Below are 26,485 nucleotides of genomic sequence, written 5' to 3'. Positions count from 1 at the left end.
TTTTTATTCCGAAAACCGGAGCCTGGGCCCTCATTCCGGACGGAGCGGAGCGGAGATCCGGCATCGGAAAGTCTCGGCGACGCTGAGGGCACAACCCCGGTTCCGGGTTCCGCTTCGCGGCCGCGGAATGAGGGCTCCACAGTCCCTCAAAGCTTGGGGTTGATATCGCGCTTTTCGCCGCCGGCCGCCAGCGTCTTCGCGTGCGCGGCCTGGATCATCGGAACGATGTCGGCGGCGTGGTCGGCCACCAGATAGTTCAGTTCTGCGTCCTGTCGCACGAAGCCGAACTCGCGCATGTGGGCGAACAAGGCCAGTAGCGGCTTCCAGAAATGGCCGATGTCGGCGATCAGCACGGGCTTCGTGTGCTGGTCGAGTTGCACCCAGGTCAGTTGCTCGACCAGTTCCTCCAGCGTGCCGATGCCGCCCGGCAGCGCCACGAAGGCGTCGGCGCGTTCGAACATCAGCCGCTTGCGGGTGTGCATGTCGGCCACCACGACCATCTCCTGGGTGCCTTCCAGCATGTTCTCGCGCCGCTGCAGGAAGTCCGGGATGATGCCGGTGACCCGGCCGCCGCCCTCCAGCACCGTGCGGGCGATGGCGCCCATCAGCCCGTTGTTGCCGCCGCCGTAGACGAGGTCGATGCCGGCCGCGACCATGCTCCGCCCAAGGTCTTCGGCGGCATGGTAGAGCGCCGGATCGACGCCCGCGCTCGAGCCGCAATACACACACAAAGTCTTGATCGCCGTCATGCCTTGGTTGTGGCGGTTGGCCAGGAACGGGTCAAGGCGTGAGCGGGACGATGGGGTTGGCTTCGGCTGGCGCGGAAATCATCAACCGCACAGAGAGGTGGCAAGGTATTCACGAACTGTTTACATTAGCCGCACGAGTGAGGACTTGCGTCGATGTTGAGCTTCATGTCCGACCGCCGGGTGTTGGCGGTAAGCGCCGCCTTCATCACGGCCGCGATCTTCTTGTTCTTGCTCGGCACCTTTCCGAGCTGGAAGTCTGCGACCGGTGACCGATGGACATGGCCGTCGATGATGCCGCACGCCTCGACCCCCGCGTCGGCTCCTGCCGTAGGGTCGATGCCTGCCCCGATCCAAAAAAGCGAAGGGCCTGATCGGACGAAGGTCGCCCTCGCCGACACTCAGGCGGCCTCGCCTTCTATATCCCTGTCAGGCTCACCGGCACCGGGGAGCACCGCGGATGCATCCGCCAAGGCGGACCACCCCGCGGGAACGCCGAGCTTCGACATTGTCCGGGTCGAGCCGAATGGCGACAGCGTCATCGCGGCTCGGGCCAAGGCGGGCGCCACCGTTGTGCTGCTCGACCAGGGCCGCCCGATTGCCGAGGCCAAGGCGGACGACAGCGGCCAGGTCGCCTTCGTGCCCCCGGGCCTGGCACCCGGCGACCATAGTCTGATGCTGTCGCTCGGCGAACCTGGGTCGGCCGACGCGTTGTCGTCGCAGAGCGTCGCGGTGTCGGTGCCCGAGCGGGCTAAGGCGGCACCCCTTGTGGCGATGCTGCAGCCTGGGCGACCAACGCAGCTCTTGTCCGCGGCGCCCGCCGCAGCGGTGCCGCCGGTGTCTGTCTCGACCGTCGACGTCGAGGAGATGGGCGGCGTCTTTGCCACCGGGCATGCGACGCCGGGAAGCCAGTGCCGCATCTATCTGAACGGCTCCTTTGTGGCGAACGCCACGGCGGGACCGGAGGGGCAATGGTCGCTGAAGATCCAGCATGGCATGCGGCCGGGTCATTACACCGTCCGGGTCGATGAGTTGGCCTCGGCGGCGGGCGACGTGCGGGCACGGGCCGAGGTGCCGTTCGATTATCCGGCACGCGCCACCAGCACCGTGTCGCTGTTGCGGCCCCGCAAGGGACATGCCGCCCTGCCGGTGCCGCCTACGGGCCCAGCGGTGACGACTTCACCGGCGCCTGCTCCCGTCCAGACGGCTTCGGCCCTGCCGCAGGGCGCGCCGGCCGCTGGTCCCGACGCCGCAGTCCCTGCATCGACGGGCGCCGGCGAGACTTTGGCCCTTGCTCCGGCTGCAGTTCCCTCGAGCGGCACGGCTCCCACCGGGACGCCGGCGGTCGTGGCGCAACTGCTGACCAGCAAGGTCAGCCATGGCGATTCCTTGTGGCGAATCAGCCGCAAGATGCTGGGTCATGGCCGGCGTTACACGCAGATCTATGCCGCCAATACGGCACAGATTCGCGATCCGCGGCTGATCTACCCGGGCCAGATCTTCGTTATGCCGCAGGCGAACCCTTGATCGGGTCGCGGCACGACGGGGCGCGCGACCTGCGCGCACACCTTACAGCCGCGCTTCGACCCATTGGGTGGCTCGCGACCCCACAAGGGCCGAGAGCGGCAGCGCTTCCCGCGCCGAAGCTTCGACGAGCGCCTGCTTGATCCGGCCGACGAGGCCGAGGCCCTCATAGATCAGGCCGGAATAAAGCTGCACCAGCGTCGCACCGGCGCGCAGCTTGTCGAGGGCGCTTTCCGGGCCGTCGATGCCACCGACGCCGATGAGCGGGAACTGTTTCTCGACGCGCAGGAAGGTTTCGGCCAGCATCCTTGTGCTGAGCGCCGCCAGCGGTCGTCCCGACAAGCCACCTGACTCCTGGGCCGCAGCGTCGCGACATCCGTCGGGTCGGCTGATCGTGGTGTTCGACACGATCAAACCGTCGATGCCGCGGCGCCGCGCCGTCGCCACGATGTCGTCGAGGCTGCCGAGGTCGAGGTCCGGCGCGATCTTCAACAACAAAGGCTTGCGGCCGTCGCGGGCCGTCGCGAGGTCGCGGGCCTCGACGGTGTGGGCCAGAAGGTCGTCGAGCGCCTTGGCGGCCTGCAGGTCGCGCAGGCCCGGCGTGTTGGGGGACGAAACATTGAGGGTGAAATAATCGGCCAAGGCCGCGAAGCGGACGATGCCGGCTACATAATCGGCCGTGCGGTCGACTGCATCCTTGTTGGCCCCGACATTGATGCCGATCAGCCCCCGCCGTGGCCGCTGCGAGAGCCGCCGCCAAGCCACATCGTGGCCGTCATTGTTGAAACCGTAGCGGTTGATGACGCCGCGCGCGTCCGGCAGGCGGAACACGCGCGGGCGTGGGTTGCCGTCCTGCGGGCGCGGCGTCAGGGTGCCGATCTCCGTAAAGCCGAAGCCGAACCGCAAGGCGGCCTCGCCGAGGCTGCCGCTCTTGTCGAAACCGGCCGCGAGCCCGACCGGGTTCGGGAAGCGTAGCCCGAAAGCCTCGACCGCAAGGGCAGGCGGGTCGACCGGTGCTGCGCGGATCGGCGCGAGCCGCATGGCCGAGACGGCGGCCCGGTGGGCGGTTTCGGGATCGAGGCGCAACAAGAGCGGCCGCACCAGCCTGTCGGCCAGACCGCTCACGCGAGGTCGGCCGGAAACGTGTGGGCGCCGTCGGCGCCGAGCCCCAGGTCCATCACCGACAACGCGGCCGCAACCGGCAGCGGCGCAAACAGGTGGGGGAACAGGGCACCGCCGCGCGACGGCTCCCAACGTAAGGCGGCACCGAGGGCGTCGGCGTCGCAGGCCACGAGCACGAGGTCGTCCTGGCCGGCGAAGTGCAGCCGGGCTGTGTCGCGGACCTGGGCGCCCGTCGAGAAATGGATAAAGCCGTCCGCCACATCGACGGGTGCGCCAGTGAAACTGCCGGACGCCGCGGCAGCGGCCCAGAGCGATCGCGGAACGATCTTATAAATCAGCACGCCCGCGCCCTCAGTAGCGCCAGCGCTGGGCGTTGGTGACGAGAAAGTCGCGGAACACCTGGACGCGGGCCACGCTCTTCAGTTCCTCCGGGTAGACCAGATAGCAGTCGAGTTCCGGCATATCGGTCTGCGGCAGCAACTGCACCAGCTCGTTCTCGGCGTCGATCAGGTAGTCGGGCAGCACCGCCACCCCGGCGCCACTCTGCACGGCGAGCTGCATCGCGGTCATGTTGTTCACCGTCAAGGCCGAGGGGCGCACCGTCTTGGCGTCGCGGCCGGTATTCTGCAGCGTGTTGAGGAGCTGCGTCAGGTAATTGGCCGGGCCGCCCTCGTAGCCGATCAACCGGTGCTTATCGAGGTCGTCGACCGATCGCGGTTGGCCGTAGCGCTTCAGGTAATCGGCCGACGCATAGGCGTGGTAATGCACGGTGAAGAGCCGGCGGCGGATGAGGTCGGGTTGCATCGGCTCGCGCAGGCGCAGGGCCAGATCCGCCTCGCGCATGCCGAGGTCGAGTTCCTCGTCGGTGAGGATGATGCGCAGCCTGATGTCGGGATAAAGCGACATGAACTCGCCGACCCGAGGCGCGAGCCAGCCGGTGCCGAGCGCGAATGTCGTGGTGATGCGCAATTCGCCGTTCGGCTTTTCGCGGCTGTCGGTCAGGTGGGTCCGCACGGCGTCGAGCTTCTGCATGACGTCCTGCACGGTGCGGAACAGCAGGTCGCCCTGTTCGGTCAACAACAGTCCGCGGGCGTGCCGATGAAACAGCGGCACCTCCAGGTCCTGTTCGAGCGCGCTGATCTGCCGGCTCACCGCGGATTGGCTCAGGTTCAGCACCTGTCCCGCATGGGTGAAGGATCCGGCATCGGCCGCCGCTTGAAACACCCGCAGCTTGTCCCAATCCACCTCGATGCCCTCCCGTTGTTATGGTTGCGGCCGCCGGATGGCCCGGGCGTCCGATGAGCAATGCATGCTAATCGTAGGCGCCGATCATGTCCTCATGCCGCACTTCGCGATCCCGCACCTTCGGGTCCGCATCGTGCTCGGCCAGGAATTTCTCGGCCTCGAGGGCCGCCATGCAGCCCATGCCGGCAGCCGTCACGGCCTGACGATAGATCTTGTCCTTCACGTCGCCGGCCGCGAACACGCCCGGGATGGCGGTCGCGGTGGAGTCGGCCGCGGTCAGCAGGTAGCCGTCCGCATCGGTCGGCAGGTGCCCCTGGAACACGGCGGTCGCGGGCGCATGGCCGATCGCCACGAAGACGCCGTCGGTATCGAGGGTCGTCACGGCGTCGGTCCCCGTGTGCTGTAGCCTGATGCCGGTGACCTTGCGGGGCGTGCCGCCGCCGGTGATCTCCGCCACGCGATGGTTCCACACCACCTCGACCTTGGGATTGTTGAGCAGCCGCTCCTGCAGGATCTTCTCGGCCCGGAAGCGGTCGCGGCGATGCACCACCGTCACCTTGCTGGCATGGCGGGTGAGGTAGAGCGCGTCCTCGACGGCCGTATTGCCGCCGCCCACGACGACGACGTGCTTGTTGCGGAAGAAGGCCCCGTCGCAGACCGCGCAGCCGCTGACGCCCGCCCCCATGAACATCTGTTCGGATGGCAGGCCCAGCCACTTGGCCTGGGCGCCCGTCGCGATGATGACGGTGTCGGCGATGAAGGTATCGCCCCCGTCGCTGCGGCAGGTGAAGGGCCGCTTGCTGAAATCCACATCGACGATGATGTCGAAGATCATGCGGGCACCGGCATGCTCGGCCTGGGCGCGCATCTTCTCCATCAGGTCGGGCCCGAGGATCGAGGTTTCGCCGGGCCAGTTCTCGACGTCGCTGGTGATGGTCAGCTGGCCGCCCGGCTGTAGCCCCTGCACCACGATGGGCTCGAGGTTGGCGCGGGCCGCGTAGACGGCGGCCGTGTAGCCGGCCGGGCCTGCACCGATGATGAGGGCGCGTGTGCGATGGGTCTGCGGCATCGGATCTACCAGTCGGCCGGCCTGTCCCTCGCGGGCCATGCGGGTCGTCATGCAAGAAGGTTGCATCCAGTCATAGGGATGCGGGCGTCCTGCCGCAAGATTGCCCAGGGCCGCGGAACGGAACGCTGGCGCCTTGACGCCGAGATCGGGTGGGCGCGTATGGCGTCTTCTTGCCGCCGTTTTTCTGCGGCTTTAGGCTGCGCTGTCGCCGCCTGATGGTGGACGGCCTGCGCGCCGACGCGTGCCAACACGAAAGCTGTTTCATGACTCTAGCCACAGCGCCTCAGTCCGCCGGCCTGGCTCCCGCCGTTTCCGACATTGTTTCATCGGTGATCGCCAGCGTCGACAAGCGCCGGAGCTTCGCCGCGCCCTATGCGCATTACCTGGTCGACAATCTGTTCCCCAAGGCGGACGCCGACGAACTCGCAGACCTGCCGTTCAAGGCGCCGTCGCTCGACGGCGTGTCGGGCAAGCGCGAGTTGCACAACGACACGCGCTCGTATTTCGACGAAGCCAACATGGCCCGCTTTCCCGTCATGGCGCGGATCGCCGAGGCGCTGCAGTCGCGTCAGGTCACCGACCACCTGGCGCAGGCTTTCGACGCGCCTCTCGACAACACCTACCTGCGGCTCGAATATGCCCAGGACATCGATGGCTTCTGGCTCGAGCCCCACACCGATCTCGGGGTCAAGAAGTTCACCTGCCTGATCTACCTGTCGCAGGGGCCCGGCCACGAGACGCTCGGCACCGATATCTACGCCAGCAAGACCGAGCATGTCGGCGCGTCGCCGTTCATCCGCAACGCCGCGATGATCTTCGTGCCCGGCTCCGACACCTGGCATGGCTTCGAAAAGCGTCCGATCTCGGGTGTCCGCAAATCGGTGATCCTGAACTACGTCACCCCGGATTGGCGCGCCCGCGAACAATTGTCCTTTCCGGACGCGCTCATCCGCCTTTGAAGGCTGTCCGGCGAGGCAGGGTTCATCCAGCGTCGCCGGCCCTGCCGGCGCGCTGCCCGACCGTCAGGCGGCGGCGCTTCGTTTGGCCTGGAAGGCGTGGAAACGCTCTGCGATGCCGCGCGCGATCGTCGGCGTCGCATCGATGGGCTCGTAGCTGAAGCGTTCCAGCCTGCCGGTCCAGCGGCGGGCCGCTCCCGCCGCGACCATGCCGTCGATGAACCTCGTCACCTTCGGATGGTGGCCCGTCGCCTCGACGACATGGATGGGCGCCCCCGACATGGCAGCTTCGCCGATCATGTTGACGCTGTCGCCGGTGATCACGATGGCGTCGGCCAGGGCCAGGATCGCTCCATAAGGGTTCGCCCCCGACCCATCCCATAGGAAGGCGCGGCCCGCCCGCATGGCGTCCGACAGCGCGGCCCGCAGCTTCTCCATGACGAAGTCCGGGGTGCGCCGCGACGGGGTGAGCATCAGGCCATGCCCCTCAGTCACCATCTGGGTCGCGATGCCGGCCAGCGTGTCCGCATCTGCCGCCGTGATGTCGATGCGGCCGCTCGGGCCACCGAGGATCATGGCGATGCGCGGTTCGGGTAGGGTCGCCAGCCGGGCGTCGGGCGTCGCGCGGGCGGACGCGAAGCCGGCCTCGGTCAGGCGATGCGGAGACGTCAGCGTGGCGATGACGTTGTCGCCCCGCAAAGCGTCATGGGCCGGCACGGTGATGACGTCGGCGGCGCCGCGGCCCCGGTAGGGGTCCTTGCTGAACACCGTGAAGGTCCGTCCCCCCGACGCCTGCTTGAGGGCCAGGAGATAGGGCACGGTGCGCCGGCCGGATGCGATGGCGATATCCGGGAACGGCTTTGTGATGGGGCTCCCCGGCCGGTGCGGGGCATCGCGCCAGTCGACCGGCCCATAGGGGGCCATCCAGCTCCAGGGTGCACGCGGTCTAACGAGGCGACGGTGCGGCGTCAGGCCAAGCGCCGCCGCGATGCCGAAGCAATGCACTTCGTCGCCGACCTTGCCGTCCGTGATGACCCAACTGGTGAGGCCGGAGGGCAGAAGAGCGCCCGGCGCCGCGGCAATCAACACTTCAGAGCTGCATTCCGCGGCGGAGCCAATAAGCGAACTGGGTACACAGGGACTCGATGCGGCGCTGGTCGATATCGGGCAGGTAATAGGCGCCGCTATAGCTCGACGGCAGGTTGACGTGCAGCGGCGTCTCGGCCTGCACGACGCGGCCGCTGACCACGAGGCCCGCTCCGGACAGCGTATCCTGCTGCAGCCCGTAAAGCGGGCCCTGACGCGAATCCGCGTAGCCCGGCATGTAGATGGTGTCGATCCTGGCCACCAGCACCGGCAGGCCGCGGTCGTGGGGCGCCAGAAGGTCGCCGAACACGTCCTGCATCTTGCCCGGCATGAGCTGGGCGATCAGTGTCGCCGCAGAGCTGCCGCCGCGTTGCGCAAGCGGCTCGGCGTCGACCCGGATGGCCGCGAAGCGGGCGCTCTGCTGGGCCACGGCGGGCACGACGCCCGCCGCCAGGGCCGCGCCGAGCCCGACCAGGATGCGGCGACGATCGACCGGCATCTTAACGGAACGACACCTTGGTGACCTCGTAGCTCTTGCCGCCGCCGGGGGTGTTCACCTCGACGGTGTCGCCCACCTTCTTGCCGATCAAGGCCCGCGCCGTGGGAGACGAAATCGACACCTTGCCGAGCTTCACGTCCGCCTCGGTCTCACCGACGATCTGGAACGTCTTTTCCTCGTCGGTATCCTCGTCGATGAGGTCCACGGTAGCGCCAAACTTGATGGTGCTGCCCGAAAGCTTCGACACGTCGATGACTTCGGCGCGCGACAGCTTGTCCTCGACCTCGGCGATGCGGCCCTCGTTGAGCGACTGCGATTCCTTGGCGGCGTGATATTCCGCGTTCTCGGACAGATCGCCGTGCTGGCGCGCCTCGGAGATCGCCTGGATGATGCGCGGACGCTCTTCCTGCTGTCGTGTCTTCAACTCCTGCTCAAGGGCGGCATAGCCGCCCGTGGTCATCGGCACCTTGTCCATGGTTTCAACTCTTCTCAACGTGGCGGCCGCGTCGCGCAGCCTGCCGCTCCCCTTGATGACCGCCCGCCAGCGACGCCGCCGAACGCAAAACGGGCCTTGGGTCGACGGTTCGGCACCGTCGACCCAAGGCCCGGCCCGCGGTTGCCTCCGCGGAGGCCCGGAGCTTCGATCAGTCGAAATAATCCTGCAAGGCCCGCACTTCCAGATCCCCGCTCTTTTGAGCACCGATCCCCTGGGCGGCCGCGATCGCCCCCGCGATGGTCGTATAATAGGGCACCTTGTGCATAAGGGCAGCCTGCCGCAGCGATCGGCTGTCCGACAAGGCGAGTGCGCTTTCGGTCGTGTTGAACACGAGATCGATGCTGCCGTTCTTGATGGCGTCGACGATATGCGGCCGCCCTTCCGACACCTTGTTGATCTTGGACACCGACACGCCTTCGGCCTGCAGCGCCTTGAAGGTGCCGCCCGTCGCCTGGATCTTGAACCCCAGCGCCGACAGGGCCTTCATGGTGGGGAGGATGCGGGGCTTGTCGACGTCCCGCACCGACACGAATACCGTGCCTTCCTTGGGCACCTTGGTGCCGCCGCCGAGTTGGCTCTTCGCAAAGGCCACCTCGAACGAACGGGCCAGGCCGATCACTTCGCCGGTCGAGCGCATTTCCGGGCCCAGCACCGTGTCGACGTTGGGGAAGCGCGCGAAGGGAAACACCGATTCCTTGACGCCGACATGGTCAAGCGTGCGCTGGCGGAGCCCGAAAGAGGCGAGCGGCTCGCCCGCCATGATGCGCGACGCGATCTTGGCGAGCGGCACCCCGATCACCTTGGCCACGAACGGCACCGTGCGCGACGCCCGCGGGTTGACCTCGAGCACGAAGATCTGCCCGTCCTTGATGGCATATTGCACGTTCATCAGCCCGCCGACGTGGAGCGCCAGCGCCATCCTTCGGGTTTGCTCCTCGAGCGATGCGATCGTGTCGGCGGAGAGCGAGCGCGGCGGCAGCGAACAAGCCGAGTCGCCCGAATGGATGCCGGCTTCCTCGATATGCTCCATGATGCCGGCGATGAACACGTCGGTCCCGTCGCACAAACAATCGACGTCGACCTCGGTGGCATTCGACAGGTAGCGATCGAACAACAGCGGGTTCTCGCCCAGCACCGTGTTGATCTGGCCGGTCTTGTCGTTCGGGTAGCGGGCCTTGACGTCGGCCGGCACCAGCCCCGGCAGGGTGCCGAGCAGGTAGTCGTCGAGCCCGGCCTGATCGCGGATCACCGCCATGGCGCGCCCGCCAAGAACATAAGAGGGCCGCACCACGAGCGGCAGGCCGAGCTTGCCGGCGATGGTGCGGCTTTGCTCGACCGAATAAGCGATGCCGTTCTCGGGCTGCTTCAGGTCGAGGCGGTCGAGCAGGCGCTTGAAGCGGTCGCGGTCCTCGGCGAGGTCGATCGAATCGACCGAGGTGCCGAGAATCGGAATGCCGGCCTTCTCGAGCGCCTTGGCGAGCTTCAACGGTGTTTGGCCGCCGAACTGCACGATGACGCCCTTCAGGGTGCCAGCCTCGCGTTCCTTGTCGAGGATCGCCAACACGTCCTCGGCCGTGAGCGGCTCGAAATATAGCCGGTCGGACGTGTCGTAGTCGGTCGACACGGTTTCCGGGTTGCAATTGACCATGATGGTCTCGTAGCCGGCCTCGCTCAGCGCGAAACACGCGTGGCAGCAGCAATAGTCGAACTCGATGCCTTGGCCGATGCGGTTCGGGCCACCGCCCAGAATGACGATCTTGGTGCGGTCGCTCGGACGGGCCTCGTCGGCCAGCACCCCGGCGAAGGGGGCCGCATAGGTCGAGTACATATAGGCGGTGGGCGACGCGAACTCCGCCGCGCAGGTGTCGATGCGCTTGAACACCGGGCGGACGTCCAGCGACTTGCGCAGCGTCGCCACCGTGTCCGGGGTGGTGTCGGCGAGGGCTGCGAGCCGCGCGTCCGAGAAGCCGGCGGCCTTCAGGCCGCGCAGCGCGCCCGGCGTCTTCGGCAGGCCGAAGCGGCGCACCTTCGCCTCAAGGTCGACGATCTCCTGAAGCCGCTCGATGAACCAATGGTCGATGCGGCACGCCTCGTAGATGTCCGCATGGCTCATGCCGTGGCGCAACGCCTGGGCGACGTTGAGCAACCGGTCGGGCGTCGGCTTACCGAGCGCGGCCCGCAGCACGGCGGGATCGTCGCCTTGCCCGAGCCCGTCGATGGCGATCTCGTCGAGACCCGACAACCCCGTCTCGAGCGACCGCAGCGCCTTCTGCAGGCTTTCCGCAAAGGTGCGCCCGATCGCCATCGCCTCGCCGACCGACTTCATCGCCGTGGTGAGGATCGGCTCGGCGCCGGGAAACTTCTCGAAGGCGAAGCGCGGGATCTTGGTGACCACATAGTCGATGGTCGGCTCGAAGGAGGCCGGCGTCGCGCCGCCCGTGATGTCGTTCGCCACTTCGTCGAGCGTGTAGCCGACCGCGAGCTTGGCCGCGACCTTGGCGATCGGGAAGCCGGTGGCCTTCGAGGCGAGCGCGGAAGAGCGCGACACGCGCGGGTTCATCTCGATGACGATCATCCGCCCGTTGGCCGGGTTGATGGCGAACTGGACGTTGGAGCCGCCCGTTTCGACGCCGATCTCGCGCAGCACCGCCAGCGAGGCGTCGCGTATGATCTGGTATTCCTTGTCGGTCAGCGTCAGGGCCGGCGCCACCGTGATGGAATCGCCCGTGTGGACGCCCATCGGGTCGATGTTCTCGATCGAGCAGACGATGATGCAATTGTCCGCCTTGTCGCGGACCACCTCCATCTCGAACTCCTTCCAGCCGAGGACGCTTTCCTCGACCAGCACTTGGCTGGTCGGCGACGCGTCGAGGCCGCCTTCGACGATCTCGATATATTCCTCGCGGTTGTAGGCGATGCCGCCGCCGGTGCCGCCCAGCGTGAAGGATGGGCGGATGATGGCCGGCAGGCCGATGTCGTCGAGCGCCGCCAGGGCCTTGGCGAGGCTGTTGACGTGATGCGAGCGCGGCGTGTCGAGGCCGATCTTGGTCATCGCGTCGCGGAACAGCTCGCGGTCTTCGGCCTTGTCGATCGCGTGGGCGGTGGCGCCGATCAGCTCCACATCGTGTTCGGCCAGCACGCCCATCTTGTTGAGCGACAACGCGCAATTCAGCGCCGTCTGGCCCCCCATGGTGGGTAGCAGCGCGAAGCCGCCCGGCACGGCATGACGCTCCGCCGCGATGATGCGGGCCACGATCTCGGGCGTGATCGGCTCCACATAGGTGCGGTCCGCCATGTCCGGGTCGGTCATGATGGTGGCGGGGTTCGAATTGACCAGGACGATCCGGTAGCCTTCTTCCCGCAGGGCCTTGCAGGCCTGGGTGCCGGAATAATCGAACTCGCAGGCCTGACCGATCACGATGGGACCGGCGCCGATGATCATCACGGTGGCGATATCGGTGCGCTTCGGCATGGGTCTTCAACTCGGTCAGATGCCCGGCGGCATGAAAAAGGGCCGCGCGAGCGGCCCTATCTGTGACGCGAGGGCGAATATCCCGGACGGCTGGCCACCCGGGGGGCGGCGACCACGCCCGAACAACCTGCCTCGATTGTGAACCCCGTAACGGAAAACGTCTTGGAAGGAAAGCGGCGGCACCGGAGCGCTCTTGGTCACAGGCGTGGCCGTCCTTCGCGTCGCGGGAAGGAGGATGCGAAGGCGCGGTAACCTCCGTGCCCCGTGTGTGAAAGGTTCCATTCGTCATGCCGTCGCATGGATGGACGGGAAGCGCTCTCATCCGACCGGCTCATTGGCGAAAGCCTTGATGACGCTGGGTCATGCAGCGAAAATTTTAGGTTTTGCAGTCGAAGGTCGAACAAATAACAGAGAGGGATGTCATGTTCGGTCGGGCGAAAGGATATCTCGGCTTCTCGGAAGCCGAGCTTCGGATCATGATCTGCAAGATCCGGGCGATCGACCAGGTCCAGGCCGTGGTCGAGTTCGAGCCGGACGGCACCATTATTACGGCCAACCCGGTTTTTCTGTCTGTCATGGGCTACAGCCTGCCCGACGTGGTCGGCCGCCATCACAAGATGTTCGTCGAACCCTCGGTCGGTGAAAGCGCGGACTATAGCGCCTTCTGGGAGCGCCTGCGCCGCGGCGAATATGTACTTGAAAAGTTCAAGCGCGTCGGGCGTGACGGCCGCACCATCTGGATCCTCGGTTCCTACAACCCGCTCGTCGATGCCACCGGCAAGGTTTATCGGGTCGTTAAATTTGCCAGCGACATCACGCCGGTCGAGAACGAGCGCGCCGCGCGGCAAGCGGATTCGGACGCGGCTGCGCGCGTGCACGGCCATGTCGTAAAAACCCTCGCCTCGGGCCTCGACCGCCTCGCCGATGGCGACCTCATGTACAAGCTGACGGACGCCTTCGAGCCGGAGTTCGAGCAATTGCGCACCGATTTCAACAAGACCGTGGACGAACTGAACACGGCCCTGTCGAGCATCGCCGGTAACGCTTCCGCCATCACGGCGGGTTCGGGCGAGATCAGCAGCGCCGCCGAGGACCTGTCACGCCGCACCGAACAGCAGGCCGCTTCGTTGGCCGAGACGGCTGCGGCACTCGACGAGATCACCGCCACGGTGAAGAAGTCGGCCCAGGGCGCCGCCCATGCGCGCGACGTGGTGGCGAGCGCCAAGGCGGACGCGGAGCGCTCGGGCGACGTGGTGGCCAAGGCAGTGCAGGCGATGAGCGCCATCGAGCGCTCGTCCCAGCAGATCAGCCAGATCATCGGCGTCATCGACGAGATCGCCTTCCAGACCAACCTGCTGGCCTTGAACGCCGGCGTCGAGGCCGCGCGGGCCGGTGAGTCGGGCCGTGGTTTCGCGGTGGTGGCCTCCGAGGTGCGGGCCCTGGCCCAGCGTTCGGCGGAAGCCGCCAAGGACATCAAGGGTCTGATCTCCACCTCGTCGGTGCATGTCAGCCAAGGCGTCGGTCTCGTCGGCGACGCCGGCCAGGCGCTCGACCGCATCGCCACCCAGGTGGCGGACATCAACGGCGTGGTGGTGGACATCGCCACCAGCGCCCAGGAACAGGCGACGGCACTGCAGGAAGTCAACACGGCCATCAACCAGATGGATCAGGTGACGCAGCAGAACGCCGCCATGGTCGAAGAGTCGACGGCCGCGAGCCGGTCGCTGACCCAGGAGGCGGAAGAACTGACCCGCATGCTCGACCGCTTCCAGACCGGCGCCGCACCGGCCGTCGACCGGGCCCGGGGTCGCAAGCAGCAGGGCGGCCGCTCTGCCGTGCGGGCCACGGTGCCGGCGCTGAAAACGGTGGGGCGCGGGGGCGCTGCGCTGAAGTCCGTCGCGGGGCGGCCTGCCGAGGAGACCTGGGAAGAATTCTGAAGATCAACACCAGGGCCGCGGCGCCGGGCGTAGCACGCCGGCCGTCAGACGGATGTCGCCCGGAGCCACGACCGTGTCGCGGGGCGCCAAGCCGGCCCGACCCGGCTGCGCAACCTTGAGCCGACTCAGTGGAGCCGGCCCATGAACTTCGAGACCTTCATCACCTGTGCGGTCACGGGGGCGGGCGACACCACGGCGAAAAGCCGCCATGTGCCGGTCACGCCCCAGCAGATCGCCGAAGCCTCGATCGAGGCCGCGCGGGCGGGGGCCGCCATCGCCCACATCCACGTGCGCGACCCCGAAACCGGCAAGGCCTCCCGTGACGTGGCGCTCTACCGCGAGGTGGTCGAGCGCATCCGGGCGTCCGACACCGACGTGGTGATCAACCTGACGGCCGGCATGGGCGGCGATGTGGTGTTCGGCGCGGGCGAGCGACCGCTGCCGCTCGATCCCGCCGGAACCGACATGGTGGGCCCGACCGAGCGCCTCGCCCATGTGGCGGCGCTTCTGCCGGAGATCTGCACGCTCGATTGCGGCACGATGAACTTCTCGCTTGGCGATTATGTGATGACCAACACGCCTTCGACGCTGCGGGCCATGGCCCGTCAGGTGCAGGCGCTCGGCGTCAAGCCGGAGCTCGAGGTGTTTGATGCGGGCCATCTGGTCTTCGTCCACCAGCTCATCAAGGAAGGCCTGATCGACGGGCCTGCGATGATCCAGCTTTGTATGGGCATCCCCTTTGGGGCGCCGGACGATCCGCTCACCCTGATGGCGCTGGTCAAGAACCTCCCCCAAAACGCCGTGTTCAGCGCTTTCTCGATCGGCCGCAAACAACTGCCTTATGCGGCAATGGCGGCGCTGGCGGGCGGCAACGTCCGGGTCGGTCTCGAGGACAACCTGTTCCTCGACCGCGGCGTGCCGGCCACCAACGCGCAACTGGTCGAGCGCGCCGTCTCGGTTCTGACCGGCATGGGGGCCCACATCCTGACGCCGGCCGAGGTGCGGACCCGGCTACACCTGCGGCAGCCTGGCCAGAGGGCGGCCGCATGAGCGCGATCCGCACGATCGGGCTCGTCGGCGGCGGCGTCATCGGTGCCGGATGGGCGGCCCGCTTCCTGGTGAACGGCTACGATGTTGCGGTCTACGACCCCGACCCGGAGCTCGCCCGCAAGCTGGACGCGGTGCTCGACAACGCCCGGCGCGCCCAGGCGAAGTTATTCTCCGGCCTGACCCTGCCGGAAGGCCGGCTGAGCCTTGCGGCCACTCTGGCCGAGGCGGTCGGCGAAGCCGATTTCGTGGTCGAGAGTCTGCCCGAGATCGAAGGGCTCAAGGTGCGGGTGCTGGCCGAGGTCGATGCCGCGACGCGGCCCGAGGTGGTGATCGCCACCTCGACCTCGGGCCTCCTGCCGACCCGGCTTCAGGCCGGCATGGTGCATCCCGAGCGGCTCGTCGTGGGGCATCCCTTCAATCCCGTCTATCTCCTGCCGCTCGTCGAGGTTTGCGGGGGTAGCCGCACCTCGGAAGCCGCCAAGGCCGAGGCGACAGCGCTTTACGAGCGCATTGGCATGCGGCCCCTGCAGGTCCGCAAGGAGATCGACGGCTTCATCGCAGACCGGCTGCTCGAGGCGCTTTGGCGCGAGGCCCTGTGGCTCGTCAATGACGGCGTCGCCACCACCGAGGAAATCGACGACGCGGTGCGGTTCGGCGCCGGGTTGCGCTGGTCCTTCATGGGCACCTTCCTGGTCTACCGGCTGGCGGGCGGCGAGGCCGGCATGCGGCATTTCCTGGCCCAGTTCGGCCCCGCCCTGAAACTCCCCTGGACCCGGCTCGAGGCGCCCGAGCTCACTGGGGCGCTGATCGACCGCGTGTCGGCGGATTCCGACGCCCAGGCGGCCGGCGTGTCGATCCGCACGCTCGAACGCAAGCGCGACGATTGCCTGATCGCCGTGCTGGGTGGCCTGCGGTCGGAGGATTACGGCGCCGGCGCGGTGCTGAAGCGCTACGAGGCGCAACTCGTCGAGCGGCTCGGCGTCGCGGTGCCCGAGCCCGTCGCAGGCGGGCCGCTGGCGCTGTGGTCCGGCACCGTGTCGGCCGAGTGGATCGACTACAACGGCCACATGACGGAAAGCCGCTACCTGCAGTGCTGCGCCGAGGCCACCGACGCACTGCTGCGGCGGCTCGGGCTCGATGCCGGCTATCTGGCGGGCGGCCATTCGTTCTTCACGGCCGAAACGCATCTGATGCACCGCGGCCAGGCGAAGCTCGGCGACCGCCTGTCGGTCGAAACCCAGGTGCTGGGTGGAAACGCGAAGCGGCTGCATGTTTTCCACCGTCTGCTGAAGGACGGTGATCTCGTGGCCAGCGCCGAGCAGATGCTGCTGCACGTCGACACCAAACTCGACAAGGTCGTGGCCGCCACAGGTGCCATGGCAGGCGCGGTGGCGGATCTCGTGGCCCTGCATGCCGACTTGCCGCGGCCGGAGGCCGCCGGTCGTGCCGTGGGGCTCAAGCGGGCCGGCTGAGCGCCGGTCCCGCCTACATGCCGAGCATGACGCTGGCGGCATTGCCGTGTTTGAGGTTGCGGTAGCGGGCCAGCGCCCAAAGCGGAAAGAACTTCGGATAGCCGTCGTAGCGCAGGTAGAACACGCGCGGAAAGCCGACCCCGGTGAAGCGTTCCTCGGGCCAGAATCCGTCTGAGCACTGTTGGGCCACCAGATAGGCGGTCCCCCGCGCCACGGCCGGGCTGTCGACCCCGCCTGCCGCCATCAGCCCGAGCAGCGCCCAGGCGGTTTGCGAGGCCGTGCTGGGCGAGGGCTGGTAGGCCTTGTAGTCGAGCTCGTAGCCGGCGTCGTCCTCGCCCCAGCCACCATCGGAGTTCTGGATGCGCTCGAGCCAGGCGATCGCCCTTGCGATGGCGGGATCGGACGGTTCCAGCCCCGCGGCGTTGAGGGCGCAAAGCACCGACCATGTGCCGTAGATGTAGTTGACGCCCCAGCGCCCGAACCAGCTGCCCTCGGGGTGCTGCTCGCGCATCAGGAACGCGAGGCCGCGCCGCAACGGCGCGCTCGTGGCCGGGCGATGGCCGAGCTGCGCCAGCATGGAGATGCAGCGCGCCGTCAGGTCGGAGGTCGGCGGGTCCAGCAAAGCGCCGTGGTCCGCAAACGGGATGGCATTCAGGTAGGTGGCGGTGTTGTCGGCGTCATAGGCCCCCCAGCCGCCGTTGCGGCTTTGCATGCCGATGATCCATTCGGCCGCCCGTGCGATGGTGTTGTCGTATCGGGTGTCGCCGTCCTGGCCGCGGGCCCGGTCCATCGCCATCACGATCACGGCCGTGTCGTCGAGGTCTGGGTAATGCGGGTTGCTGTATTGAAAGCCCCAGCCACCCGGCCGCAGTCCCGGCCGCTGGACGGCCCAGTCGCCCGCCACGTCGAGCACCTGCCTGGCCGCCAGCCAGTCGAGACCGGCCCGGGCGCGCCCGTCGTCGGGCGACACGGCCTCCATCAGCCCATGGGCCGACAGCGCCGTATCCCAGACCGGCGACACGCAGGGCTGGCAGAAGGCTTCCGCGTCGCTGCCGGTGACGAGCAGTTCCAGCGCCCGCCGTGCCGTCGCCACTTCAGGGTGATCGGCCGGCCAGCCGAGTGCGTCAAACATCATCACCGTGAAGGCCATCGGCGGGAAGATGGCCCCGAGGCCGCTGTCGCCATTCAGCCGCTCGCGGATGAAGCTGACCGCCTTGTCGATGGCGGAGCGCCGGGTCGCCTTCGGGAACAAGGGCTCGGCCGCCCGCAGCAGCCGGTCGAGGCCGCCGAACAGGTGCCCCCAGAGGCCTCGTTGATTGGCGCCCTTGGGCCAATGGCGGATGGCGAAGGGCGGCACGGGAAACAATTCGTCGATGGTGACGCGTTCCGGGTTCCGGGCCTGCGGCTTCAGGGCCATCAATACCAGCAAAGGCGCCAGCGTGGTCCGGGCCCAATAGGACATCCGGTACAGGTGGACCGGGAACCAGCGGGGCGCATGCATCAGCTCGACCGGCATCACCGGCACGGCGCGCCACGGGACGAGGCCGAACAACGCCAGGGTGATGCGCGTGAACATGTTGACATGGGCCGCGCCGCCGGCCGCCAGGATGGCGGCGCGTGCCCGCACCATGTGGGGGGCGTCGGGCGAATCGCCGACGGCCTTCAACGCCAGATAAGCCTTGACGCTCGCCGACAGGTTGAGCCGGCCGCGTGCCAGCATGGGCCAGCCGCCGTGATCTTCCTGGGTGCGCCGAAGATAGGCGGCGCCCTGTTGCTCTCGGACGGGATCACGCTCGCCGAGATAATGCTTCAACAGGATGTATTCGGCCGGAATGGCGGCGTCGGCTTCGAGATCGAAGACGAAATGGCCGTCGGGTTGCTGCCTGTCGGTAAGGGCCGCGACGGCCCGATCGATGGCGGAGTGCAGCGCGGAAGACCGGGAAGGGGACGCGAACGCAACGGCTTGCAGGGTGTCGGGTTGGAGGCTCAGCATGCCGTGCTTGTACAGGACACCTCCGTGAAGGTCTCGCGCCGGAACGGCTTGTTGCGTCCGGATTGCGAACGTGGTTGAGCGTCGCCGCAATCGGGCAACAGCGGTGGTTCGCCTCTCGGTGATGCCATGTTGATAAGCATGTCCGACACTGTCAATCGTATTTGACAATGCTGAGTTGCACGGGCCACATACCCGCTCTCATCGTGACGGGCTGGCGCTCACGTGGAGGAGTGTGATGTCCGAAAGATCCGTCCCGGCCCCGGGCAACGGCGCCCCCGTCCTCGAGATGCGTAACATTTCGAAGACCTTTCCGGGCGTGAAGGCCCTCAACAACGTCCAGCTGACGGTGCTCCCCGGCGAGATCCACGCCCTGATGGGTGAGAACGGCGCCGGCAAGTCGACGCTGATGAAGATCCTGTCGGGCGCCTATCAGGCGGACCCGGGCGGCACCGTATCGGTCGGTGGCGTGCCACTGGTGACGCGGGGACCGCTCGAGTCGAAGGCGGCCGGGATCTCGATCATCTATCAGGAACTCGCGTTGTCGCCGAACCTGACGGTGGCCGAGAACATTTATCTCGGGCGGGAGCCGCGCAACGGCGGCTTCATCGACAGGGCCACGATGAGCAAGGGCGCGGCCGCCGTTCTGGCGCGGCTTGGCGCGAGCTTCGGTCCCGGCACGATCGTCGCCACCCTGTCGATCGCCGAGCGGCAGCTCGTCGAGATCGCCCGTGCGGTGCATTCCGAATGCCGCATCCTGGTGATGGACGAGCCCACCACGGCGTTGTCGTCGCGCGAAACCGACCGGCTCTTCGCGCTGGTGCGCCAGTTGCGGGCCGACGGCATCGCGATCATCTACATATCGCACCGCATGGCCGAGGTTTACGAGCTGTCCGACCGCGTTTCGATCCTGCGCGACGGCACCTATGTGGGGACGCTCGAACACGACGCGATGACGCCCGAGTCGGTGGTCAAGATGATGGTCGGACGCGACCTCGGCTCGTTCTATAAGAAGAACCACCATTTCCGCCCGAATGCGGCGCCCGTGCTCGAAGTCCGCCACATGGGCGACGGCCGCCGGGTCAAGGACGTGTCCTTCGAGCTGCATGCCGGCGAGGTGCTGGGCCTTGCGGGCCTGGTCGGCGCCGGCCGGACCGAGCTGGCCCGGATGCTGTTCGGGGCCGACCGCCATACGACCGGCGAGGTGGTGTTGGGCGGCAAGACGCTCGCCATCAAGGGCCCCCAGGACGCCATCGACGCGGGCCTCGTCTACCTCACCGAGGATCGCAAGGCCGAGGGCGTGCTGCTCGACATGTCGGTCAAGGACAACCTCAACCTTATGATCTGCGGCAAGGACGCCCGCTCGGGCATCCTCGACCGCAGCAAGATGAAGGCTCGCGCCAAGGCCGCCATCCAGGCCTTGTCGATCCGGGTCGCCAGCCCCGAGGTCAATGTCGGGTCCTTGTCGGGCGGCAACCAGCAGAAGGTGTTGTTGTCGCGCCTGCTGGAAACCAAGCCCCTGGTGCTGATCCTCGACGAGCCCACCCGCGGCGTCGACATCGGTGCCAAATCCGAGATCTACCGGATCATTGACGAACTCGCGAAGGCGGGCGCCGGCGTGCTGGTGATCTCGTCCGAGCTGCCCGAGGTGATCGGCATCGCCGACCGCGTTCTGGTGATGCGCGAAGGGCACCTCGAGGGCTCGCTCAGCGGCGAAGCCATCAACCAGGAAAGCATCATCGCGCTGGCGACCGCCGCCAACCGCGACATCGCCAAGGCATCCTGATCGATCTGAACCAGGCCCGTGTCGCACGGGCTTTCTTCAACACCATGAGGCCTCCCAAGAGGCCCGGACCGCAGAACGAGGGATGGACGCCATGTCGACCGTCAAGACCACCGACGCCGCCACGCAGAAGAACGTCGCCGCCAAGCAGCACATGCAGACGATCCTGCGCGCCGTGGGCATGCTGCCGATCCTGATCCTGATCGGCCTGATGTTCCAGTTCCTCAGCGGCTACGTCGACACGGGCAACGTGTCGCAAGCTTTTTCGAGCGGTCGCTTCCTCAGCCCGCTGAACTTGTCGACCGTGGCCCAGCAGGCCGCCGTCAACACGGTGCTGGCAGCCGGCATGACCTTTGTGATCCTGACCGGCGGCATCGACCTGTCGGTCGGCTCGATGCTGGCCGTGTCGGCCATGACGGCCTTGATCGTGTCGCTGCTGCCCGGGGTCGGGACGATCGGCTTCGGCATCCTGGCGATCCTGGCCGGCTTGGCGACCGGCCTGGTGTTCGGCCTCATCAACGGTACGCTGATCTCGGCCATGCGGCTGCCGCCCTTCATCGTGACGCTCGGCTCGCTGACGGCCGTGCGCGGCATCGCCCGCCTGCTCGGGCAGGATCAGACGGTGTTCAATTCCGACTTGCCGTTCGCCTTTATCGGCAATGGCAGCTTGTTCGGCGTGTCGTGGCTGATCGTCATCGCGGTTCTCGTCATCGTCGTGTCGTGGTTCATCCTGCGCCGCACGGTGCTGGGCGTGCACATCTATGCGGTGGGCGGCAACCCGGATGCGGCGCGGCTGTCGGGCATCAAGGTGTGGGCGGTGCTGCTCTTCGCCTATGGGGCGTCGGGCCTGTTGTCGGGCCTCGGCGGCGTCATGCAGGCCGCCCGGCTGTATGCCGCCAACGGCCTGCAGCTCGGCACCAGCTACGAGCTCGACGCCATTGCGGCGGTGATCCTCGGCGGCACCAGCTTCGTGGGCGGTGTCGGCTCCATCGTGGGCACGCTGGTCGGCGCGCTGATCATTGCGGTGCTGGCCAACGGCCTGATCCTCACCGGCGTTTCGGACGTTTGGCAGTTCATCATCAAGGGCCTCGTGATCATCGGCGCCGTGGCGCTCGACCGCTACCGCATGAGCGGTGGCGCCCGCACCTGAGGCCATCCCCCATTTCAGCCTCGCGCTGGAACACCGGCACCATCCAAGGCGCCGGGATCAACCCATCCAGGAAGGAAACCATGCTGAAGAAACTTCTCCTCGCCGGCGCCGCGCTGGCCTGCCTCCATGGCGCCGCCTCGGCCAAGGACCTCAAGTCCATCGGCATCTCGCTCGGCTCACTGGGCAACCCGTTCTTCATCGCCTTGTCGAAGGGCGCCGAGGCCGAAGCCAAGAAGACCAACCCGAACGTCAAGGTGCAGACGGTCGGTTACGACTACGACCTCGGCAAGCAGGTCACGCAGATCGATAACTTCATCGCCTCGGGTGTCGACCTGATCCTGCTCAACCCGGGCGACCCGAAGGCCCTCAAGCCCGCCATCCAGAAGGCGCAGGCCGCCGGCATCGTGGTGATCGCGGTCGATACGGCGGCTGACGGCGCCGACGCGGTGGTGACCACCGACAACGTCCAGGCCGGCCAGATCGCCTGCCAGTTCATCATCGACAAGATCGGCGGCAAGGGGAACGTCATCATCGAGAACGGCCCGCAAGTGTCGTCGGTGATCGACCGCGTCGTCGGCTGCAAGAAGGCGTTTGCGGCGTCGCCCGACATCAAGGTGCTGTCGAGCGACCAGGACGCCAAGGGCTCGCGCGACGGCGGCCTGTCGGTGGCCCAGAGCTTGTTGACCCGCTTCACCAAGGTGGACGGCCTGTTCGCCATCAACGACCCGCAGGTGATCGGCTCCGACCTTGCGGCCAAGCAGCTCGGCCGTACCGGCATCGTGATGACCTCGGTCGACGGCGCGCCCGACATCGAGGCGGCGCTGAAGAACCCGAACAGCCCGATGATCATGGCCTCGGCCAGCCAGGACCCCTACTTCCTGGCCCAGAAGGGCGTTCAGATCGGCACCGAGATCCTGGCCGGCAAGAAGCCCGACAGCCTCACCACCCTGGTGCCCTCGAAGCTCGTGACGCGCGAGAATGTCGGCGACTACAAGGGCTGGCAGTCGGCTCGCTAAGCTGAAAAGCCGGGGCGCGCCTTGCGCCCCGGCCCTCAGGCGCCCGCTTCGGCCGTGAAGCGGAAAAACGCCTCCCCCACCTTGCGATAGGTCGGGCGCTTGTGCGGCATCACCTGATCGGGCAGGGCGCCGAGCGCCATCCAGCTCCAGGCCGAAAATTCGGGCCGCAGGCCGCTTTCGGGCGCCGTCACGTTGATGTCCCCGTCGTTGCCCTCGAACCGCAGTGCCACCCAGCGCTGGATCTGGCCGCGGAAGCCGCTGAGCGAATGCGCCGGTCCGGCATAGGGCGGAAAGTCATAGGCCCACCACGTATCCGTGGCGGCCAGGAACGACACGGCGCCGATGCCGGTCTCCTCCAGCAGCTCGCGGCGCGCCGCCGTCTCGATGTCCTCGTCCGGATCGATGCCGCCCTGCGGCATCTGCCATTCGAAGCCGGCCACGACCTTCTCCGGCCCTTCGTTGAGCGCCATTCCGGCGATGACCAGTCCCTCCCGGTTGAACAAGGCGATGCCGACGTTGGGCCGGAACGGCAGGGTTTGGCTCACGGTGTTCAACTCCCGGCGGTGTGCAGCGCTGCCGGCTCTTGTGCATCGCGGCGACAGCACATTCAATGGCCGCCCCGCCGCAGCCCTGCCGGCGCCAAGACGCTTGTTGATGCTGTTATCCGCCGATCTCGAGCCCGACGCGACCGCCTCGCCGTTCCGCTGGACGGTGCCGGGCCGCTACAACATCGGTGTCGCCATCTGCGATCGCTGGGCCGCGCGGACGCCCGAGCGTCCCGCCATCATCGAACGCGACGCCGGCGGCCATAGCCGCATCACCCCCTTCGCGGCCCTGCGGGAGCGGTCCAACAGGCTCGCCGGGGCGCTGCGCCGGCAAGATGTCGCGAAGGGCGATCGGGTCGCCGTGCTGCTGCCTCAGGGCGCCGCAGTCGTGTCGGCCCATGTGGCGATCTATAAGCTCGGCGCCGTCGTGGTGCCGCTCGCCAGCGTGTTCGGCGTCGATACGCTGGCGTTCCGCCTGGCCGATGCGGGCTGCACGGCCGTGGTCACCGACGGTCCAGGCGCCGCCAAGCTTGCAGGCCTTCGAGCACGCCTGCCGGCCCTGAACACCGTCATGTCGGTGGATGGCGCCGACGCCGGTGTGCTGGATCTCCCGCACCTGATGGCGCGCGAGTCTCCGGACTTCGACGCCGTGGACACCGCGGCCGAAGCGCCGGCGCTGATGATCTACACCTCCGGCACCACGGGGGGCCCCAAGGGCGCCCTGCATGCTCACCGGGTGCTGCTCGGCCATCTGCCGGGCTTCTGCCTGACCCACGACGGCTTCCCGAAGCCCGACGACCTGATGTGGACGCCGGCCGACTGGGCCTGGGCGGGCGGGCTGCTGAATGCCGTGCTGCCGAGCCTGCATTGCGGCGTGCCCGTATTGGCGCGACCGACGGAGCGTTTCGACCCCGACGCGGTGTGGCGGCTGCTGGCCGAAGGCGAGGTCCGCAATGCCTTCGTGCCGCCGACGGCCCTGCGGATGCTGCGCGCCGTGGAGCCGCACGGCGGCACGCGCCAGTGCATCCGGCTACGCAGCATCACGGCGGCGGGCGAACCGCTCGGGGCCGAGACGGCCGCCTGGGGGCGCGACGCCTTTGGGGTGTCGGTCAACGAGGTGTTCGGCCAGACCGAGTGCAACTACGTGCTGGGCTCGTGGGGGCAGGGTGGCGTCAGCCGTCCCGGCACCATCGGGCGCGCCCTGCCGGGCCACACGGTGCGCGTCGTGCGGCCGGACGCAACGCCGTGTGCTCCGGGCGAGGTCGGGCAGATCGCGGTAGCGCAGCCCGACCCGGCGATGTTCCTCGGCTATTGGAACGCGCCGGAAGCCACGGCCGCGAAATTCGCCGGCGCCTGGATGCTCACCGGCGATCAGGCCCGCTGTGACCTCGACGGCTTTGTCAGCTTCCTGGGTCGCGACGACGACGTCATCACCTCGGCGGGGTATCGCATCGGGCCGGCCGAGATCGAGGAGTGCCTGCTCGGTCATCCGGCGGTGTCGGCCGCGGCCGCGGTGGGCAAGCCCGACCGGCTCCGCACCGAGATCGTCAAGGCCTATGTGGTGCTGCGCCCGGGGCACGACGGATCGCCGGAGCTGGCGACCGACATCCAGCGCTTCGTCCGGACGCGGTTGTCGGCCCATGAATACCCCCGCGAGGTCGCGTTCCTCGAAGCCCTGCCGATGACGAGTTCCGGCAAGGTGATGCGCCGGCTGCTGCGCGACACGCCCTAAAGGAAGCTTTGCGGGTCCACGTCGATGTCGACCCGCAGGTCGCCGCGCGCTTTCGGGCCTGCCGCGAGGCTAGCACGGAGGAAGCCCTGCAGGTCGACTGCGCGGCTCGCCATGACGAGCAGGCGAAACCGGTGGCGGCCGCGGAGTAGCGCCAGGGGCGCCTCGGCGGGCCCGAGCGTGTCGAGCCGGTGGCCGTCGCCGCGCCAGTCCGCAGCGGTCGCCATGCAGGCGCGGGCGAGGCCGCGCGCATGGGCTTCGGCCGCATGGCGATTGCCGGCCGAGATGATCAGGGCCGCCAGGCGACCGAAGGGCGGCAGGCCGGCGGCCCGTCGGGCGTCGGTTTCGGCCGTGTAAAAGCGTTCCGCGTCGCCCGACACCAGCGCCCGCATCACCGGGTGGTCGGGCTCCCAGGTCTGGATCAGGCCGCGGCCGGGTTTGGCGCCGCGACCGGCCCGGCCCGTCACCTGCTGCAACATCTGGAAGGTGCGTTCGGCGGCGCGCGGGTCGCCGTTGGCGAGCCCCACATCGGCATCCACCACGCCCACCAGCGTCAGGTCAGGGAAGTTGTGGCCCTTGGCGACCAGCTGGGTGCCGATCACGATGTCGACCTCGTGGGCCGCGATGGCGGCGAGCTGCGCCCGGATGTGATCGGCACCGCCCGGCGCGTCGGACGACAACAGCAGCACCCGCGCGTCGGGGAAGCGTTGCGTCACCTCCTCGGCCAGCCGCTCGACGCCGGGGCCGCAGGGCACCAGCGTGTCGGGGTTGCCGCAGTCCGGGCATTGGGTCGGCCGCCGTTCCACATGGCCGCAATGGTGGCACATCAATGCGTTGCGGAAGCGGTGCTCGACCAGCCAGGTGGAACAGTTCGGGCATTGAAACCGGTGGCCGCAGGTGCGGCAGAGCGTCAGGGGTGCATAGCCCCGCCGGTTGAGGAACAGGAGGGCCTGCTCGCCGCGGCCGATCGCCTCCTCGACCGCGGTCGCAAGCGGCGGCGAGATCCAGGCGCCGCGCGGCGCCGGCGTCTTGCGCAGATCGACGGCCGCAAGCGCCGGCAGGGTGCGGCCGCCGACGCGACCGGCCAGCACCACATGGCCGTAGCGCCCTTCGGCGGCGTTGACGCGGGTTTCGAGCGCCGGCGTGGCCGAGGCCAGCACCACGGGAATGCCCTCCATACGGCCGCGCACCACGGCCATGTCGCGGGCATGGTAGACCGCCCCGTCTTCCTGTTTGTAGGCGGGATCGTGTTCTTCATCGACCACGACGAGGCCAAGGCTGCCGAAGGGCAGGAACAGGCTCGAGCGTGCCCCGACCACGACCTTCACGTCACCGCTCGCCACCCCGGCCCAGACCCGGGCGCGCCGGCGGCTCGACACGGCCGAATGCCATTCGGCCGGGCGGGTGCCGAAACGCTGCGTGAAGCGGTCGAGCGCCTGGGCCGTCAGGGCGATCTCCGGCATGGCGATCAGCACCTGGCGTCCGGCCCGCAGGGCGGCCGCCACGGCCTCGAAATACACCTCCGTCTTGCCGGCACCCGTGACGCCTCGAGGCAGTCCATGGCGAAACCGGGATTGCTTTTATAGCCATCGAAGAAA

Annotated in this window: 20 protein-coding genes and 1 pseudogene; 9 read left to right on the top strand and 12 right to left on the bottom strand. The window is 67.9% G+C overall.

The annotated features are described in order from the left end of the window. Nucleotides 1-146 precede the first annotated feature (146 nt). Nucleotides 147-749 carry a TIGR00730 family Rossman fold protein gene (locus tag P7D22_RS12400; RefSeq protein WP_319934551.1) on the bottom strand — a complete coding sequence of 201 codons (603 nt, stop codon included), beginning with the start codon at nucleotides 747-749 and terminating at the stop codon, nucleotides 147-149. A 153-nt stretch (nucleotides 750-902) separates the two neighbouring features. Between P7D22_RS12400 and P7D22_RS12395 the strand changes: the two genes are divergently transcribed. Continuing rightward, a complete protein-coding gene (locus P7D22_RS12395; protein ID WP_319934550.1) occupies nucleotides 903-2,273 on the top strand; it encodes a LysM peptidoglycan-binding domain-containing protein in 1,371 nt (456 codons plus the stop codon). 42 nt (nucleotides 2,274-2,315) lie between these two features. Here P7D22_RS12395 and P7D22_RS12390 read toward each other — a convergent pair whose 3' ends face one another. The 4 genes from P7D22_RS12390 to trxB form a co-directional block, all read right to left on the bottom strand. Next, nucleotides 2,316-3,395 carry a quinone-dependent dihydroorotate dehydrogenase gene (locus tag P7D22_RS12390; protein ID WP_319934549.1) on the bottom strand — a complete coding sequence of 360 codons (1,080 nt, stop codon included), beginning with the start codon at nucleotides 3,393-3,395 and terminating at the stop codon, nucleotides 2,316-2,318. Further along, nucleotides 3,392-3,733: a DUF952 domain-containing protein gene (locus P7D22_RS12385; protein WP_319934548.1), complete on the bottom strand. Its 342-nt coding sequence runs from the start codon at nucleotides 3,731-3,733 to the stop codon at nucleotides 3,392-3,394. Before P7D22_RS12385 ends, P7D22_RS12390 begins: the two co-directional genes overlap by 4 nt. A gap of 10 nt (nucleotides 3,734-3,743) precedes the next feature. Further along, nucleotides 3,744-4,637 carry a LysR family transcriptional regulator gene (locus tag P7D22_RS12380; RefSeq protein WP_319934547.1) on the bottom strand — a complete coding sequence of 298 codons (894 nt, stop codon included), beginning with the start codon at nucleotides 4,635-4,637 and terminating at the stop codon, nucleotides 3,744-3,746. 67 nt (nucleotides 4,638-4,704) lie between these two features. Beyond that, nucleotides 4,705-5,706 (bottom strand): thioredoxin-disulfide reductase, encoded by a 1,002-nt coding sequence (gene trxB, locus P7D22_RS12375; RefSeq protein ID WP_319934565.1) that lies wholly within the window; start codon nucleotides 5,704-5,706, stop codon nucleotides 4,705-4,707. A 329-nt stretch (nucleotides 5,707-6,035) separates the two neighbouring features. On the opposite strand from trxB, the gene P7D22_RS12370 reads away from it, so the two are divergent. After that, a complete protein-coding gene (locus P7D22_RS12370) occupies nucleotides 6,036-6,665 on the top strand; it encodes a 2OG-Fe(II) oxygenase (RefSeq protein WP_319934546.1) in 630 nt (209 codons plus the stop codon). A 63-nt stretch (nucleotides 6,666-6,728) separates the two neighbouring features. Here P7D22_RS12370 and P7D22_RS12365 read toward each other — a convergent pair whose 3' ends face one another. The 4 genes from P7D22_RS12365 to carB all read right to left on the bottom strand — a co-directional run bounded on the left by P7D22_RS12365 (nucleotide 6,729) and on the right by carB (nucleotide 12,215). After that, nucleotides 6,729-7,751, bottom strand: a complete 1,023-nt coding sequence (locus P7D22_RS12365; RefSeq protein ID WP_319934545.1) for a mitochondrial fission ELM1 family protein — start codon at nucleotides 7,749-7,751, stop codon at nucleotides 6,729-6,731. Nucleotide 7,752: 1 nt separating this feature from the next. Next, nucleotides 7,753-8,247: a hypothetical protein gene (locus P7D22_RS12360; RefSeq protein ID WP_319934544.1), complete on the bottom strand. Its 495-nt coding sequence runs from the start codon at nucleotides 8,245-8,247 to the stop codon at nucleotides 7,753-7,755. 1 nt (nucleotide 8,248) lies between these two features. After that, nucleotides 8,249-8,722 carry a transcription elongation factor GreA gene (gene greA, locus P7D22_RS12355; protein ID WP_319934543.1) on the bottom strand — a complete coding sequence of 158 codons (474 nt, stop codon included), beginning with the start codon at nucleotides 8,720-8,722 and terminating at the stop codon, nucleotides 8,249-8,251. A gap of 169 nt (nucleotides 8,723-8,891) precedes the next feature. Continuing rightward, on the bottom strand, nucleotides 8,892-12,215 hold the full coding sequence (gene carB / locus P7D22_RS12350; protein WP_319934542.1) for a carbamoyl-phosphate synthase large subunit: 3,324 nt from the start codon (nucleotides 12,213-12,215) through the stop codon (nucleotides 8,892-8,894). A 422-nt stretch (nucleotides 12,216-12,637) separates the two neighbouring features. Between carB and P7D22_RS12345 the strand changes: the two genes are divergently transcribed. The 3 genes from P7D22_RS12345 (at nucleotide 12,638) to P7D22_RS12335 (ending at nucleotide 16,674) form a co-directional block, all read left to right on the top strand. Further along, entirely contained in the window at nucleotides 12,638-14,152 is a 1,515-nt protein-coding gene (locus tag P7D22_RS12345) for a methyl-accepting chemotaxis protein (RefSeq protein ID WP_319934541.1), read from the top strand. Nucleotides 14,153-14,293: 141 nt separating this feature from the next. Beyond that, nucleotides 14,294-15,202 carry a 3-keto-5-aminohexanoate cleavage protein gene (locus tag P7D22_RS12340; RefSeq protein ID WP_319934540.1) on the top strand — a complete coding sequence of 303 codons (909 nt, stop codon included), beginning with the start codon at nucleotides 14,294-14,296 and terminating at the stop codon, nucleotides 15,200-15,202. Beyond that, nucleotides 15,199-16,674, top strand: a complete 1,476-nt coding sequence (locus P7D22_RS12335; RefSeq protein WP_319934539.1) for a carnitine 3-dehydrogenase — start codon at nucleotides 15,199-15,201, stop codon at nucleotides 16,672-16,674. The genes P7D22_RS12340 and P7D22_RS12335 overlap by 4 nt, the downstream gene beginning before the upstream one ends. Nucleotides 16,675-16,687: 13 nt before the next feature. Here P7D22_RS12335 and shc read toward each other — a convergent pair whose 3' ends face one another. Continuing rightward, nucleotides 16,688-18,667 (bottom strand): squalene--hopene cyclase, encoded by a 1,980-nt coding sequence (shc, locus tag P7D22_RS12330; RefSeq protein WP_319934538.1) that lies wholly within the window; start codon nucleotides 18,665-18,667, stop codon nucleotides 16,688-16,690. A gap of 235 nt (nucleotides 18,668-18,902) precedes the next feature. Between shc and P7D22_RS12325 the strand changes: the two genes are divergently transcribed. The 3 genes from P7D22_RS12325 to P7D22_RS12315 all read left to right on the top strand — a co-directional run bounded on the left by P7D22_RS12325 (nucleotide 18,903) and on the right by P7D22_RS12315 (nucleotide 22,613). After that, the gene (locus P7D22_RS12325; RefSeq protein WP_319934537.1) at nucleotides 18,903-20,450 is read left to right on the top strand and encodes a sugar ABC transporter ATP-binding protein; all 1,548 of its coding nucleotides are present in this window, start codon (nucleotides 18,903-18,905) and stop codon (nucleotides 20,448-20,450) included. 91 nt (nucleotides 20,451-20,541) lie between these two features. After that, on the top strand, nucleotides 20,542-21,597 hold the full coding sequence (locus P7D22_RS12320) for an ABC transporter permease subunit (protein ID WP_319934536.1): 1,056 nt from the start codon (nucleotides 20,542-20,544) through the stop codon (nucleotides 21,595-21,597). A gap of 80 nt (nucleotides 21,598-21,677) precedes the next feature. Next, nucleotides 21,678-22,613 carry an ABC transporter substrate-binding protein gene (locus P7D22_RS12315; protein ID WP_319934535.1) on the top strand — a complete coding sequence of 312 codons (936 nt, stop codon included), beginning with the start codon at nucleotides 21,678-21,680 and terminating at the stop codon, nucleotides 22,611-22,613. A 35-nt stretch (nucleotides 22,614-22,648) separates the two neighbouring features. On the opposite strand, the gene P7D22_RS12310 is transcribed toward P7D22_RS12315, so the two are convergent. Continuing rightward, nucleotides 22,649-23,158, bottom strand: coding sequence for an RNA pyrophosphohydrolase (locus P7D22_RS12310; protein ID WP_319934534.1), 510 nt, complete (start codon nucleotides 23,156-23,158; stop codon nucleotides 22,649-22,651). A 109-nt stretch (nucleotides 23,159-23,267) separates the two neighbouring features. Here P7D22_RS12310 and P7D22_RS12305 point away from each other — a divergent pair, with 109 nt between their 5' ends. Beyond that, complete coding sequence (locus P7D22_RS12305) at nucleotides 23,268-24,890, top strand: AMP-binding protein (protein WP_319934533.1); 1,623 nt, start codon at nucleotides 23,268-23,270, stop codon at nucleotides 24,888-24,890. Here P7D22_RS12305 and priA read toward each other — a convergent pair. After that, nucleotides 24,887-26,443 (bottom strand): annotated as a pseudogene (gene priA, locus P7D22_RS12300) (replication restart helicase PriA); the annotation flags it as partial. The gene P7D22_RS12305 and the pseudogene priA overlap by 4 nt on opposite strands. Between the last annotated feature and the right edge of the window lie 42 nt (nucleotides 26,444-26,485).

This window comes from Lichenihabitans sp. Uapishka_5 (genome assembly GCF_033947565.1).
Classification (GTDB): domain Bacteria; phylum Pseudomonadota; class Alphaproteobacteria; order Rhizobiales; family Beijerinckiaceae; genus Lichenihabitans.
Note: the sequence above shows the minus strand (reverse complement) of the source record. Positions and strands in the feature narration are given on the sequence as shown.

What these genes read in the sequence shown, in the direction of transcription:
- P7D22_RS12400 (WP_319934551.1), bottom strand. Translation starts at nt 749, where the DNA reads ATGACGGCGATCAAGACTTTGTGTGTGTATTGCGGCTCGAGCGCGGGC.
- P7D22_RS12395 (WP_319934550.1), top strand. Translation starts at nt 903, where the DNA reads ATGTTGAGCTTCATGTCCGACCGCCGGGTGTTGGCGGTAAGCGCCGCC.
- trxB (WP_319934565.1), bottom strand. Translation starts at nt 5,706, where the DNA reads ATGCCGCAGACCCATCGCACACGCGCCCTCATCATCGGTGCAGGCCCG.
- P7D22_RS12360 (WP_319934544.1), bottom strand. Translation starts at nt 8,247, where the DNA reads ATGCCGGTCGATCGTCGCCGCATCCTGGTCGGGCTCGGCGCGGCCCTG.
- greA (WP_319934543.1), bottom strand. Translation starts at nt 8,722, where the DNA reads ATGGACAAGGTGCCGATGACCACGGGCGGCTATGCCGCCCTTGAGCAG.
- carB (WP_319934542.1), bottom strand. Translation starts at nt 12,215, where the DNA reads ATGCCGAAGCGCACCGATATCGCCACCGTGATGATCATCGGCGCCGGT.
- P7D22_RS12345 (WP_319934541.1), top strand. Translation starts at nt 12,638, where the DNA reads ATGTTCGGTCGGGCGAAAGGATATCTCGGCTTCTCGGAAGCCGAGCTT.
- P7D22_RS12340 (WP_319934540.1), top strand. Translation starts at nt 14,294, where the DNA reads ATGAACTTCGAGACCTTCATCACCTGTGCGGTCACGGGGGCGGGCGAC.
- P7D22_RS12335 (WP_319934539.1), top strand. Translation starts at nt 15,199, where the DNA reads ATGAGCGCGATCCGCACGATCGGGCTCGTCGGCGGCGGCGTCATCGGT.
- shc (WP_319934538.1), bottom strand. Translation starts at nt 18,667, where the DNA reads ATGCTGAGCCTCCAACCCGACACCCTGCAAGCCGTTGCGTTCGCGTCC.
- P7D22_RS12325 (WP_319934537.1), top strand. Translation starts at nt 18,903, where the DNA reads ATGTCCGAAAGATCCGTCCCGGCCCCGGGCAACGGCGCCCCCGTCCTC.
- P7D22_RS12320 (WP_319934536.1), top strand. Translation starts at nt 20,542, where the DNA reads ATGTCGACCGTCAAGACCACCGACGCCGCCACGCAGAAGAACGTCGCC.
- P7D22_RS12315 (WP_319934535.1), top strand. Translation starts at nt 21,678, where the DNA reads ATGCTGAAGAAACTTCTCCTCGCCGGCGCCGCGCTGGCCTGCCTCCAT.
- P7D22_RS12305 (WP_319934533.1), top strand. Translation starts at nt 23,268, where the DNA reads ATGCTGTTATCCGCCGATCTCGAGCCCGACGCGACCGCCTCGCCGTTC.